This window comes from Paenibacillus sp. Cedars, assembly GCF_003184205.1.
Classification (GTDB): Bacteria; Bacillota; Bacilli; order Paenibacillales; family Paenibacillaceae; genus Paenibacillus_AQ; species Paenibacillus_AQ glucanolyticus.
In genome coordinates this window covers 2,192,122-2,206,028 of record NZ_CP020866.1, presented here as the reverse complement: position 1 = coordinate 2,206,028, position 13,907 = coordinate 2,192,122, and the positions used below count along the sequence as shown (strand labels likewise).

At 48.8% G+C, this 13,907-nt stretch carries 12 protein-coding genes, 1 pseudogene and 1 riboswitch; of the genes and pseudogenes, 1 reads left to right on the top strand and 12 read right to left on the bottom strand.

The genetic code is table 11. The annotated features are described in order from the left end of the window. Positions 1-219: 219 nt before the first annotated feature. The 9 genes and pseudogenes from B9D94_RS11820 to B9D94_RS11785 form a co-directional block, all read right to left on the bottom strand. The gene (locus B9D94_RS11820) at positions 220-1,218 is read right to left on the bottom strand and encodes an ABC transporter substrate-binding protein (RefSeq protein WP_148247084.1); all 999 of its coding nucleotides are present in this window, start codon (positions 1,216-1,218) and stop codon (positions 220-222) included. Positions 1,219-1,252: 34 nt separating this feature from the next. After that, complete coding sequence (locus B9D94_RS11815; protein ID WP_148247083.1) at positions 1,253-2,968, bottom strand: ABC transporter ATP-binding protein; 1,716 nt, start codon at positions 2,966-2,968, stop codon at positions 1,253-1,255. A gap of 89 nt (positions 2,969-3,057) precedes the next feature. After that, a complete protein-coding gene (locus tag B9D94_RS11810) occupies positions 3,058-4,092 on the bottom strand; it encodes a FecCD family ABC transporter permease (protein WP_006210920.1) in 1,035 nt (344 codons plus the stop codon). Then, positions 4,093-5,148, bottom strand: a complete 1,056-nt coding sequence (locus B9D94_RS11805) for a FecCD family ABC transporter permease (RefSeq protein WP_148247082.1) — start codon at positions 5,146-5,148, stop codon at positions 4,093-4,095. Positions 5,149-5,336: 188 nt separating this feature from the next. Next, positions 5,337-6,224, bottom strand: a pseudogene (locus tag B9D94_RS11800) (IS3 family transposase); the annotation flags it as partial. Continuing rightward, positions 6,164-6,517 (bottom strand): transposase, encoded by a 354-nt coding sequence (locus B9D94_RS31890; protein WP_367613778.1) that lies wholly within the window; start codon positions 6,515-6,517, stop codon positions 6,164-6,166. The pseudogene B9D94_RS11800 and the gene B9D94_RS31890, both read right to left, overlap by 61 nt. A 362-nt stretch (positions 6,518-6,879) precedes the next feature. Then, positions 6,880-7,674, bottom strand: coding sequence for a carbohydrate ABC transporter permease (locus B9D94_RS11795; protein ID WP_148248763.1), 795 nt, complete (start codon positions 7,672-7,674; stop codon positions 6,880-6,882). Between the two features lie 124 nt (positions 7,675-7,798). Continuing rightward, a complete protein-coding gene (locus B9D94_RS11790) occupies positions 7,799-8,689 on the bottom strand; it encodes a carbohydrate ABC transporter permease (RefSeq protein WP_148247081.1) in 891 nt (296 codons plus the stop codon). A 140-nt stretch (positions 8,690-8,829) separates the two neighbouring features. Next, positions 8,830-10,188, bottom strand: coding sequence for an ABC transporter substrate-binding protein (locus tag B9D94_RS11785; protein WP_148247080.1), 1,359 nt, complete (start codon positions 10,186-10,188; stop codon positions 8,830-8,832). Between the two features lie 157 nt (positions 10,189-10,345). Continuing rightward, positions 10,346-10,408: riboswitch (Fluoride riboswitch) on the top strand. A gap of 72 nt (positions 10,409-10,480) precedes the next feature. Between B9D94_RS11785 and B9D94_RS11780 the strand changes: the two genes are divergently transcribed. Beyond that, positions 10,481-11,812 (top strand): voltage-gated chloride channel family protein, encoded by a 1,332-nt coding sequence (locus B9D94_RS11780; RefSeq protein WP_148247079.1) that lies wholly within the window; start codon positions 10,481-10,483, stop codon positions 11,810-11,812. Positions 11,813-11,842: 30 nt separating this feature from the next. Here B9D94_RS11780 and B9D94_RS11775 read toward each other — a convergent pair whose 3' ends face one another. Genes B9D94_RS11775 through B9D94_RS11765 form a run of 3 tightly spaced genes read right to left on the bottom strand, consistent with a single transcriptional unit; the run spans position 11,843 to position 13,781 of the window. After that, positions 11,843-12,526 (bottom strand): hypothetical protein, encoded by a 684-nt coding sequence (locus B9D94_RS11775; RefSeq protein WP_148247078.1) that lies wholly within the window; start codon positions 12,524-12,526, stop codon positions 11,843-11,845. Continuing rightward, the gene (locus tag B9D94_RS11770; RefSeq protein ID WP_148247077.1) at positions 12,526-13,413 is read right to left on the bottom strand and encodes an ABC transporter ATP-binding protein; all 888 of its coding nucleotides are present in this window, start codon (positions 13,411-13,413) and stop codon (positions 12,526-12,528) included. Before B9D94_RS11770 ends, B9D94_RS11775 begins: the two co-directional genes overlap by 1 nt. Next, positions 13,413-13,781: a GntR family transcriptional regulator gene (locus B9D94_RS11765; RefSeq protein WP_148247076.1), complete on the bottom strand. Its 369-nt coding sequence runs from the start codon at positions 13,779-13,781 to the stop codon at positions 13,413-13,415. The genes B9D94_RS11770 and B9D94_RS11765 overlap by 1 nt, the downstream gene beginning before the upstream one ends. Positions 13,782-13,907: the final 126 nt, after the last annotated feature.

The following is a 13,907-nucleotide window of genomic DNA, read 5'->3' as shown; positions in this document are numbered from 1 at the left end:
GATGCTATGGACGCGATCCAATGCCAAAAGGGCGAAGTCAGATATCACTGACTTTGCCCTTTTTTAAGTTACTCTATATGTTCACCGCGGTCAAAGACGGTCTATCTTGTCCATTCACCAAATGTTGAATTCGTCCGCACTACTGCCATTTAATCTCCAGATGTACCCATCCCAAATTTCATCTCATTCGTCACGCGAATCATTCATACGCCACGTTTTTTATTTCGCGTTTTCCTTCTCTTTTTTGGCAACGATCATATCCGTCACTTCTTGTGCTTGAGCCAGGACAGCTATGGGGTCATACGGCCAGAATCGTTTGGCGTCCAAATAGAACACGCGATCTTGCTTGACAGCCTCAAGGGAGCTCCATACCTTGTCATCCTTGTCTAAAGTACCACCTTTCGACTCATCCAGGAATATGTAATCGCCAGCATAATCTTTAAGGACTTCCATTGAAACCTCCTTAAAGGTTTCCCCTGTGTCGATTAATTCCGTTTTAATGCGTTCGGGCGGGGTTAATTTCAGCTCCTTGAAAATCGCCAAACCTCCACGATAGATGCCGTCACCATACAGATAAAACCCTTTTCCGAAGGCACCGAAAATCGATACCGTTTCTCCCTCTGCCATAACAGCGTTCATGCGGATCCGAAGCTCTCCGATCTTCTCATCAAAGCTGGCGAGCCATTTCGTTGCTTCTTCTTCCTTGCCCAGCATGGCCCCAAAGCCCTCGACTTCCTCATGTACGCTTCGGTAGGTCTCATATGGAATAATAACCGTTGGCGCAATTTTGGATAACTGCTCGTATATTTCGGGTTCCGAGTTAGCGCTTATGATTAAATCCGGGCTTAATTCCAGAATCTTCTCCGTCGTGCTCTCTCCTGTGCTCTCAATTCCTTCAATCAAGTCTTGAATATGCACGTTGCCGAGATCCCTTTCGGTCGCACCTACCGGCTTCTCACCAAGCAGCAGTAACGTAGGCAAGTAAGCATCGACCACAATTCGCTTAGGTTCAGCCGGGATCTCTATTTCTCCATGAATCGTCTCTATTACTCTAGTTGCTGGTGCTGAAGCTTCGCTCTTCTGATTTTCCGCGCCGACCGCAGTTTCCCCGGCAAATCCGGCACTGCTCGTGGTATTCTCTGTCCCGCTACAAGCTGTAATCCATAAAGAACATAGTACGAACATATATAAAAGCACTCGGAATTTCGTCTTGTACATAATATGAATCCTCCAGAATGGTTAATGAGTTCTATTAAGCGCCAAACTGTGCACGATGCAATCGGCTGTATAGGCCACGGGCCTCGAGCAGTTCCTCATGCATGCCTTGTTCTGCAATCCCCTGATCTGCCACTACTACAATCCGGTCTGCATTCTTGATGGTTGCCAGCCTGTGAGCGATCACCAGCGTTGTGCGGCCCTCGGAGAGCTCGGCAAGTGCTTGCTGAATCGCAGCTTCGGTCTCCGCATCCAGGGCGGACGTTGCTTCATCCAGGATCAGAATCGGCGGGTTCTTCAAGAACATCCGCGCAATCGACAGACGCTGCTTCTGTCCACCGGACAGTTTAACGCCTCTCTCGCCTATCAACGTATCAAGCCCCTCCGGAAGCGACGCGACCAAATCCTCAAGCTGAGCACGACGGACGGCTTGCATGATTTCGCTATCTGCAGCGCCCAGTTTGCCATAGGCAATATTTTCACGGATGCTGCCATCGAACAGGAACACATCCTGCTGCACAATGCCGATATGGGAACGAAGGGATTGCAGCGTCATTTTTCGTATATCCATCCCGTCAATCGTAATCCGGCCCGCCTCTGTATCATAGAAGCGAGGCAGCAAGGAACACAGCGTCGTTTTGCCTGCTCCAGACGGACCCACAAGGGCAATCGTTTCTCCTGCTCGAATGGACAGATTCACATCCTGAAGCACTTTATCCTTGTTCTCATACCCGAATGAAACCCCGTGGAATGCAATATCTCCCCGCAGATGCTGGACCGGCTTTGCATCCGGCGAATCCGCAACATCCGGCTCGGTCTCAAGCTGCTCCAAATATCGCTTGAAGCCGGCAATTCCTTTTGGATACATCTCAATGACCGCATTGATCTGTTTGATCGGACCTAAGAATACGTTGGACAGCATCACAAACGCTATAAATTCTCCGTTGGTCATCCGTCCTTGGATCACGAACCAGGTACCGCACACCAGAACGAACAAGGAAATGAATTTCATCAGGATAAAACTGATCGAAGAGTTCCAAGCCATAATACGATAGGCAATCAGCTTGGTCACACGGAAGCGGTTGTTGTTTTCAGCGAAACGTGCGATTTCATGATTCTCATTCGAGAAAGCTTGAACCACGCGAATGCCACTGACATTGTTCTCCACCCGCGCATTATAATCGGCGATATCTGAGAACATCCGCTTGAACGCCGCCGACATTTTGCTGCTGAAATACAGGGATAAATAAATCATCAATGGCACAATGACAAACGTCATCACCGCCAGCTGCCAGTTAATACTGAGCATGATGCCCAGCGCTCCGGCAAGCGTCATAACGGCTATAAACAGGTCCTCTGGACCGTGGTGAGCGATTTCCCCGATATCCATCAGGTCATTGGTCATTCGCGAAACCAGATGCCCTGTTTTGTTGTTGTCAAAAAAACGAAAAGATTGCTTCTGAACGCGGTCAAACAGCTTCTTGCGCATGTCCGTCTCAATGTTGATCCCCAGCTTATGCCCCCAATAGGTAACTACATAATGCAAGAAAGAGCTGATGACATAAATGCCCAGAAGACCCAGGCAAGCATATAGAATCCACTTCCAATTACTGCTCGGGAGCAAATCGTCGATGACCCGGTTCACGGCAAGAGGGAATATCAATTCCAACAATGCTGCAAAAATGGCACAGCAAAAATCAAGGATAAACAGGCCCTTGTAGGGCTTGTAATAAGAAAAAAATTGGCGCAGCATAAGGACCTCCTTAATCCGTATTTCCGTTCATTGTGAGCAAGTCCATTTTTTTAGCAAAACGCACTTGGTCCTGCAGCACACCTCGGTTTTTAGCCTTTCGACCTGGACAACAGGTACAGGAAATAGGGAGCTCCGATCACCGCAACAACGATCCCCGTCGGAATCTCTGACGGTTGAATGATCCAGCGGCCCAGGGTATCCGCCGTTATGACGAGCAATGCCCCCACCAATGCCGTTATCGGCAGCAGCATCTGATGTTTTGCACCCACCAGTTTCCTTGCTAAATGGGGTGCTATGAGCCCGACAAATCCGATCCCTCCACTTACAGCGACACAAGAGGCCGCCAAACCAACTGCCGCAGCCAGCAGCTTCAGCTGCTCCCTGGTTACGGAAGCACCGAGTCCGGTCGCCATCGACTCCCCGAGATTAAGAACATTCATCACCTGTGCTTTGTACATGACATAAGGCAAAAGCACAACAATCCATGGAAGCAGGGCAAACACAAACTTCCAGCTTGACCCCCAGATGCTTCCGGCAAGCCAAGTTGCAACAAATTGATATTTTTCCGGACTTAGCTTGAGGGTCAACACGATCATCGCCGCGCTGATCCCTGCCGCCACAGCAATTCCCGTCAACAGAAGTCCGGTTGGCTTGAAACCCTCATTCTTTTTGTAAGCCAGTACGCAGATTATAGCAGCGGTTAAGCCAGCACCTATCAGCGCCAGAACCGGCAGCAGATATATCGGGGCCGATGTCGTGCTTGGGAAGAATGAAATGAACAGCATCACCATCAAGCCGGCACCCGCATTGATGCCTAAGATCCCGGGATCAGCCAGCTCATTTCGGGATATTCCCTGCATAATGCAGCCAGAAATCGCTAACCCTGCACCAATGAGCAGAGAAATCACAATGCGCGGCAAGCGGAATTCGAATAGAACCAGATTCTGCTTGTCTGTGCCGCTGCCAAACAATGTTTTTATTACCTCAAGGGGGGATAGACGGATAACTCCCGTGTTCATACTGATGAGAAAAACGAGAACGATGAATATCCCAAGTACAGACAGGACCACCATCTTGCGCTTCCTGTCTTTTCGCTCGTGGATGTCATTTGTTATTGCCTCCATTTACAGTCCCCTCCTTTCTTTACGCGCCAGGTAGAGGAAGAAAGGTACCCCGATCAGCGCAACAACCGCGCCCACAGGTGTCTCATAAGGAGGATTCACCATTCTTGCTGCAAGGTCCGCAAGGACAACAAGCAAACTTCCCAGTACTGCCGAGCAAGGGATGATCAGACGATAATCCACACCTACCAGCTTGCGGGTTACGTGTGGAATAATAAGACCGACAAACCCTACCGCACCAACGACCGAGACCGCAGCCCCTGCCAGCACAAGGACAATGACCGTCCCCGCTAATTTCACCAGACCCGTTCGTTGTCCGAGTCCTTTCGCAATGTCATCTCCAAGACTGAGCATTGTAATGGAACGCGACAAGGCAATCGCGCCCAGAATAGCAGCTCCGATCCACGGCAGCATAATCTTCAGGTGAATCCACTTAATTCCCGCCGCACCGCCGGCATACCAGAAGGCCATATCCTGTCCGACCTGAAAATATAATGCTATGCCTTCACTGAGCGCACTTAACAAAGCGCTTAGCGCAGCACCTGCCAGTACGAGGCGAACCGGTGTCAAACCCCCTTTTGCCATGGAGCTAACCCCATACACAAGTACTGCCCCGAGCCCAGCGCCAAGGAATGAGAACAGAATCAGATACATGTACGGTAAACCCGGGAAAAATGAAAAGCAGATGGCAATGACAAAGCCCGCTCCCGCATTTAATCCGAGCAAACCCGAGTCGGCGAGCGGATTCCGGGTCATCCCCTGCATGATCGCGCCAGATACCGCGAAACAGGCACCAACCATCGCCCCGCCGAGCACCCTCGGCAGACGCAGCTCCTGTATAATCTGATGCTCAGTCACAGACGGATTAAAGAAGAACACCGCTTCCCATACGCTCCTCAAATCTATCTCGGCTGCGCCCAGCGATATGGATACGGCGATCCCAAGAACAAGTGCTGCCACACCACTAATAAGAATAAAGGTTGCTGCCCATGGCCGCCTTTGGAGGTTGACGCTGGTCTTGGAATCTGTAAGACTTGTATTCGAAGTGTTTGCTGACATCGTTTACCCCTCAATATTTTGATATTGATTATCATTATCATCTGTAACTATAAAATAGAGCCTGTTCTTTCGTCCATGGACATCTTGAATTTCTCACCTGAAAAAAGTCCATGCCCAAGTCAAGCATTTTCTTCCAAAAAAAGCCCGCTTTCTGGTCATACCCCTGTCAAGTAGACAGGTGAAAAAGACTAAGCAGCCAGCGCGTGTCGGTACTCAATCGGCGCGCGCTGTTTAAGTTTTGCCTGAAAACGCTGGTAGTTGTAAAAGTAGATATAATCTTCAACGGCTTGATGTAACTCTTCTTCTGATTTACACTGAAGGAGGTACAACTTTTCTGTTTTGAGATGCGAAAAAAAGGATTCGATGCATGCATTATCTAGGCAGGTTGCTTTGCGAGAGTGGCTGCCTTTAATGCTGAATTCTTCTAACCGTGTGTTGTACGCCTGAGACGTGTATTGGAAGCCCTGATCCGAATGGAGCACGGCTTCTGAGACGTCTTTTTTTCTTATCCACTGCTCGACGGTATCGAGTACAAGTTCCAAATCGTTACGTCTAGAAATCTGCCAAGCTACAATCTCATTATTAAACAAATCTTGAATCACGGACAAATAATAAAAGTGTGTTCCGTCAGAGATATAGGTAATATCCGTCACCATTTTTTGTCCCGGGGCAGTAGCATGAAATTGCCGTTTGAGTCGGTTAGGGTACACCACGGATGGTGTATAACTAGATAATTTTCGTTTCTTTCGAATCACAGACTGAATCGACAGCTCTTTCATCAAACGCCATACCTTTTTGTGATTCACACGGTAACCAGCTTCCCACAAAGCCGTTACCATTCGAGGATAACCGAAATATGGATGAGCCAAGTGAGTAGCCATCATGTGTTCTTTGATCTCTTGATCCAGGCCTTCTTTTTGGCTACTACGATAAAGGCGCATTGACCGCCACTTGTAGTAACTGGCTCTAGGCACTCCCACAACAGCTAACAACCTTGTAACGCCGTGTTGGTCCCTCAATTCTTCGATGATTTCATAGTTTTGCTGTCGACTAAGGCTGTCTCCTTTAACAGATTGGGATACCGCTTTTTTAAATAATCTACCTGCGCTTTTAGATAATCTCGTTCTTCTTCGATACTTGAGAACGTCGTGCGAGGGCGTCCTTTCATGGGACTACCAGAGCCTTTACGCGTATCGAATACCTCTCCATCTCGATATTTTCTCACCCACGTTTTAAGTTGTGTACAACTTCGTATTCCCAGCTTGTCTGCTACAGCTTGATAGCTCATAGATCCCTCGAGGTAGCATTGAACTGCTCTTAATTTGAACTCCTCCGTATACGATTGAAAAACTTGTCCCTTTTTAGCCATAAAAATACCCCCTCCAAGTTCGCTCGATTCTCATGATAACATGAGGCTTTTTTCGAGTGTCTACTTTGAGGGGATAATACCATTTCCGGATCATCGGAAAGCGGGCTTTTAAGTGAGTTTCAGCGCGATTTGCGCCGAGTTATACAATTTACATCCAATCTTGTAAGTACTCCAGCAGAATCGTTCTGGAGAAGCGCAGCGGTCGCCTTTGCCATCGGATTTCACCCCTATTCATATCCATTCATAGAAATCCGGGGACAACAGCGATCGGAAGAACGATCTGCATGCGCAGCGACGCCTTTATTCAATAACTCCCTTGCTGCTTAAAAGCATACGCTCAAAACATGAACCCTGATTGTTCCTCACTTTATTCCCGCATGCATAAAACTATTGATGAACCGCCGCTGGAAAATCATGAACAAAACAAGCAGCGGAGCAATAACCAGCAAGGTCGCCGCGCTGACATCAGCCCATTGGGCGCCCGTCTCGAAGGATTGAGCGAAGATGGCAAGACCAACCGTGAGCGGACGGTTCTCCACCGAGTTCGTAATGATCAGCGGCCACAAGAAATTGTTCCATTGATGACTGATGGATACAACGGCAAACGAGACGTAAACCGGAATCGACAAGGGTACATAAATGCGCGCTAGCAGACCAATCTTGGAGCAGCCCTCCATGACCCCCGCCTCTTCCAGTTCAGCTGGAAGCTGCTTAAACATTTGACGAAGCAGAAAGACGCCAAATGCCGAGACAAAGAAAGGAGCCATGATACCAAGCTTGGTGTCGAGCAAATTCAATTCCTTGATCACATGATAATTGGGGAAAATCAATACATCGGCTGGAATCATAAGCTGGACAAGAAACAGGACAAAGATGATGTCCCTGCCCCAGAAATTCAACCGGGCAAAAGCAAACGAAGCCAAGGTGACCGTCACGAGCTGTACAGCCAGCACACCTCCAGCAATCAACAGCGTATTGAGATAATATTGGGCAAACGGCGCGGCCTGCCACACATGAGCAAAATTCTCCAGCGTAAAATTCCAGCTCCAGCCGTTTAAAGTTTCGCTTTTGGGCATAAAGGCCACCCAAACCATCCATAACAATGGAATGACCCACAGCGCGGCCAGCAGATACATAACGCCATAACCGATCAGCATCGCTGGACTTTCCCGGCGCAGCCTTCCGGCGAAACGGAACCCTTGTCGAGACGAAACGGAGGACTCAGCCGCTCCCACGGTGATAGGCAAACTTTGATCTTTCATCGATGTTCCTCCATTTCTTTTAACGATAATGAATCCGCTTATCCAAGCCAAAGAACTGTGCGCAGGAGAGGATCAGCAGAATGCCTATCATAACGACGGTCAGCGCGCCGGCCATCCCTTGATCGTAGAAAGAAAATGCCGTCTCGAAAATATAAAACAACAGCAGGCTGCTAGAGTTGTCGGGCCCGCCCTTGGTCATTATCCACAGATGATCTACCAGCTTGAAGGAATTCGTCAGCGCTATGATCATCACGAACAGTGTCGTGGGCATCAGGAGCGGAAAGGTAATCCGCCGGAAAACAACAAAGCGACTGACACCGTCAACATTCGCCGATTCATACAGATCCTTCGGAATGTTTTGCAGGCCGGCCAGATAAAAGATCATGAAGTACCCTGCTTCCTTCCAAATCATCATGAAGGCCAGCGCACCCATCACCGTATCCGGATTTCCGAGTAAATTCATGCCCTCGGCATTGAACCAGACCGTAATCCGGCTTAGCAGCCCATATTGCGGTGTGTAAATAAACAACCATACGTTCGCCGCCGCTATCATCGGTATCAGGTTCGGGTAGAAAAATGATATCCGCACCCACGACTTGGCGTGGATAGCCTTATCCGCAAATATAGCCATGACCATCCCAAGCAGTATGGAGGCAGGCACCGTTGCCAAGGCAAACCACAGGTTGTTGCCAATCACCTGCCGGAATACGGAATCGTCCAGCATGCGGGAATAATTATCCCATCCGGTAAACGTCGGAATCGGTGTGGCCAGATCCGATTGATAGAAGCTGATCTTCCCCGTCTTCCACATGGGATAAAGCGTAAAAAGCGCGAGAAACACCAGAGACGGCAAGAGCAGCAGCCAAGCAAAGCCATTCTCCTTTAAAGTAGAACGTACAGATGAAGACATCCTAATCTCTCCCTACTTATCGTTAAGGCTATTAGTCAGCGATCACTTTAACTTTCGCTTCACTTATCACCCGCGTAACATGTGAAAAGCAGACCGCCCGATAAGCGACCTGCCCCTTTCATATGGAATGAACATGAAGGTTACTTATTGAATGGCTCCAATGCTTTGTTTGCTTCTTCCTGCGCTTTTTTCAGTGCACCTGCCGGATCGATCGTACCCGTTAACGCAGCCTGAACCTGATCAGACAGAGCCTTGGACACGCGTCCATTGTTATGTGTGGACAATTCGGCATGTCCATGCTCAAGCTGATCCCGGGCAACAACAGCGAGTGGGAAATCCTGCGTATACTGCTTCATTACATCGGTTTCATAGGCAGACTTTCTTACCGCTACATACCCTGTATCAATGCTCCACTGCGCAGCGCGCTCGGGCTCTGTCATGAACTTGATGAATTTCCATGCGGCTTCCTGTTTCTTCGGTTCAATATCTTTGAATACATAGAAATTGCCGCCGCCTGTCGGGCTTCCGTACTGCTTGTTCATCGGCAGGAAAGCTACCCCGAAATCAAATGCAGCCGAATTCTTGATATTGGTCAGGTTTCCGGTCGTATGTATGATCATCGCTGTCTTCTCGGCCAAAAAGTCCGAGGGTACCGTTGCCCAATCCAGTATGCCTTCCGGCATGACTTTGTGTTTTTTCGTCAGGTCTACCCAGTACTGCAAGGCTTCCACATTCTCAGGCGTATCGAAGAATACCTTCTTGCCATCCGGTGACATCAAATTTCCGCCGTCCGGACTGTTCTGCAGAGACAACAGCTGGAACATCCAATAAGCAAAACCGCTGCCCGGAATCTCGATCCCGGATTGACCGTTCTGGTTCAACTGCTTCGCGGCACTAACCAGCTCATCCCAGTTCGCAGGAGGCTTCTCCGGATCCAGCCCCGCCTTCTTGAAGGCGTCCTTGTTGTAGTACAGCACAATGGTGCTGCGCTGGAACGGAATGCTGTAGGTTTTGCCTTCGCTCTGCGCATTGGACATGAAGGCAGGATAGAAATCTTCAATATAAGACGGATCTTCTTTGGCAATAAAATCATCCAGCGGAATAACGGCATTGCTGTCAATCATGCTGTATAGCTCCGTTGTCAGCAGAACGGCCACATCCGGCGGCTGTTTAGCCTGCACACCAGCCTGCACTTTGGTGGTGGTATCCGCGTAACTCCCGGTATAAATCGGCTTCACCTTGATATCCGGGTTCTCTTTTGTGAACTCCTCCGTCATTTTCTCAATAACGGACGTTAACGGACCGCCCACAGCAATCGGGTAATAAAATGAAAGCTCCGTCTGCTCACCCTCGGAAGCCACCTGTTCGGTGTTAGCCCCCGACTCCAGTTTCGGCTGCTGTGTATCCCCTTGTCCTGTCTTTGACCCCGATGTTCCGCAACCAGCCACGAACAGTACGCACATGCATAGTACCAACATTAATTTCGCTCTGAATTTCATTCCCCTTCATCCTCCATCTATGGGCTTGTCTGTCACCTTCTACAAATTACCATAGGAAAATACAGGGAATTACACGATCTATGTAAATCGATTGTTAAATTTATTGCAGGGAATGTGCTATTGACGGCAAACCTGTATTCCATTACAATAAATGCTAATTAAATGAGGCGATGGAGTTCGCCATAACCGCTTGCAAAAAGCTAATGACTCCTACCAGTGGTCGCTTCCCTGGTAGGAGTCTGTTTGTGTATCGAGGGGTTAGCGGCGAATATTAAGAAACGGGTGAACGGGAATGACTAAGAAATGGATCGAATTAAATCAAAAGTGGCCCTTAGCATCGCTGTTCGGGTATGTAATCAAATGGATCGTACTGGGTAGTATTGTGGGATTCATGACGGGCAGCGCTTCTGCCTTCTTCCTCTACAGTCTGGATTATGTAACCCAGCTGCGTATGGAAAGTCCTTGGCTGTTATACTTCCTTCCTCTGGGGGGCGCAGCTGTCAGTTTCCTCTATTATAAGTTTGGCAAGAGTTGCTCCAAGGGAAATAATCTCATCATTGAACAAATTCATGGTAGTGGCGGTACGGAATCCGTTCCCTTACGAATGGCGCCATTGGTCTTAATCGGGACACTGATCACACACCTGTTTGGAGGATCTGCGGGACGGGAAGGGACAGCCGTGCAGATGGGGGGGAGTTTGTCCGAGTGGTTGGGGAAGCTGCTTCACGTGAATCGGTTGGATCGAAAAATACTGCTTATCTGCGGGATAAGCGGCGGTTTTGGATCGATTTTCGGCACGCCGCTGGCGGGGACGCTGTTCGGACTTGAAGTCCTTGCGATCGGACTCATCTCGCATCAGGCGCTATGGCCTGCATTCGCGGCCAGCTTGATCGGGAATATAACCGCCACATCCCTATGGGGGGTGAGCCACCTGCACTATCCGATCGGCGAGATTCCCGTTCTGAGCTTCGTGGTGGTCCTTAAAGTCATCGTGGTGTCCATACTCTTTGGACTGACAAGCCGGTTCTTCAGTGAACTTACCCATGCGCTGAAGCGGTGGTACAGTTATGGGTTCAACAATCCGATGGTCAGAAGCGCAGTCGGCGGTGTCATCATCATTGGGCTGGTCTTTTTACTCGGAACACGGGATTACTTGGGGCTGGGCATCCCGCTCATCGAGGAATCATTCGCCGGGGAAGTTTCACCGTTCGCTTTTCTCGGCAAACTGATTTTTACCTCGCTGACGTTAGGCGCAGGCTTTCAAGGCGGCGAAGTAACTCCGCTGTTTGCCATCGGGGCAACGCTGGGCAACGCGTTATCGGGATGGATCGGATTGCATGCCCCTTTTCTCGCCGCATTAGGTTTTATCGCTGTTTTTTGCGGTGCCACAAACACTCCGCTTGCATGCTTCATTATGGGAATCGAACTGTTCGGTGGCGAGGGCGCGGTGTATATGTTTATGGCCTCCGTCATCAGCTATCTGTTCTCGGGTCACTCCGGCATATACACATCGCAGCAGATCGGCACATCCAAGCACCCGCTGCGCTCATTTCCACAGGGAACAACGCTTGCGGAGGCCAAAACTTTATACAAACAGAAGAACAGACGAAAAGACGTCCGATGATTAGTCGGACGTCTTATAATTTGATCGGAATTACACAGTAGATTTGCGCAGACACTGACGGGAACACAGCGCAATGATCAGAACGACCGGAATGAACCACAGTGACAAACCGAGTGCAGTATGCCCGGCAAACCATTTAATGATCGGCCCCCACCACTCGTATCGGGTAGCGACCAAACTCATCCCCGAGAGAAATATCATAACGGCCGCAAGCATAACAAAAGTTCTAATTCCCCTGAATCTTAGGAAGAAGGCTCCGATTCCATAACCGAGCATCGAAAACGTAATAACCAGTACCAAATTCACAACGAACTGGGCCAGCCAGGATCCGTCATTCAAGTAAGGCAGATGAAAGAAATGCACCGTATTTCCCCAGGATCCCGTCCATACTTCCAGATACGAGAGAAGAACAAGCAACGCAGATGTAATGATACTGATAAATAGGATAAATAAGAAGGAGCCTGAGAAAAAGTCCGTTCTGCGTATGCTAAAGCCCATGGCGAAAGAGAACAGCTGTATCGTTGTGGTTAAAGCGGTGACAAACATGAACACAAAGATTGTCGCAAGCCCCCCTGTATAAAAGGCATCGCCTCCCACCAATACACTGACAAGTATATTTACCAGAAAACTGAATCCCATAATGGCCCAAGGCAGGTAAAACCATGTGAGCTTCTGTCTTAGCTGCATTTTAAAGACACTGTTCATTCCATTCATCAGCGGCTCGCCACCTTTCCGTTCTTCGTTAAATGAACAATTAATTGCTGCAGCGAGACTGGCGCCGCTTCCAATCCGGCTTGCTCTGCTGCCTGTTTCACTTCGGTTTCCGTTCTCCCCATAACCGTGGCTGACAGCGTCGATCCCAAGGATTCCAAATGAATAACATCCCTGCCCTTAATGAAGGATTCCACTGCAGATTGATGTCCGATGACGTTATGCGTGCGTCCGCGCAGTTCATCCGTATCCGTGTCGAGCAGTATTTTTCCGCTGTCGATGACAATGATATGTTCAAGCAAGCGGCTGACCTCGTCAATAAGATGAGTCGACAAAATAATCGTTCGAGGATTCTCAGTGTAATCCTCTATCAGATGATCGTAGAACAGCTCTCTTGCCACCGCGTCCAGACCGAGATAAGGCTCGTCGAAGATGGTGATCGGCGCGCGGCTGGCAAGCCCGACTATGATGCCTACAGAAGACAGCATCCCTCTGGATAACCTCTTGATGAGGCGTTTCATGGGCAGGCGGAATACCTCGATCAAGGCTTTGGCATATTCCGCATCCCAATTCGGATATACACTTGCTGCGGTAACCATAACGTCCTTAACCGTAAACAGATCCGGATATTTCTGTCCTTCCTTAATGAAGCAAATCTGCTGGATCACTTTTTTATTTTCATAGGGATGTTCCCCAAATACACGAACCTCGCCGCTGGTCGAAAATAGCTGTGCCGTAATCATCTGCATGATAGTGGTTTTACCTGCACCGTTTCTTCCCAGCAATCCGTAAATCTTGTTCTCTTCGATTCGGAAGCTAACATGGTCGACAGCTGTAGTATCCTTATATTCCTTCGTCAAATTCCTGACTTCGATCACCGTTTGGCTCATCAGTCATTCTCCCCTCTGCGGATCATCTCCGATAATTGATCTTTGCTAATGCCCAGCTTTGCCGCTTCCTTAACCATGGCAACAACATACTGCTCATAAAACTCTGTCTTGCGTTTCTCCATCAGCCGTTCACGAACTCCCGAAGCTACAAACATGCCAATCCCCCGTTTCTTGTACAGAATTCCTTGATCCACCAGCAGATTGACGCCCTTGGCAGCTGTAGCCGGATTGATCTGGTAAAAGGCTGCAAACTGATTCGTTGATGGAACCTGTGTCTCTTCAGGCAGTCGTGCTTCTATGATGTCGTCTTCTATTTTGTCTGCGATTTGCATGAATATCGGTCTGCTGTCATCAATCTGAAATGCCATTCCCTCACCACTTTCGTTTATGACCTAGGTTGCATCATTGGTTAGTTACTCATGTAATTAACCATATAAGAGAAGAAGCATTCTGTCAATGGGCGAATGGGGATCATTTACAAAAATCAAGAAAAA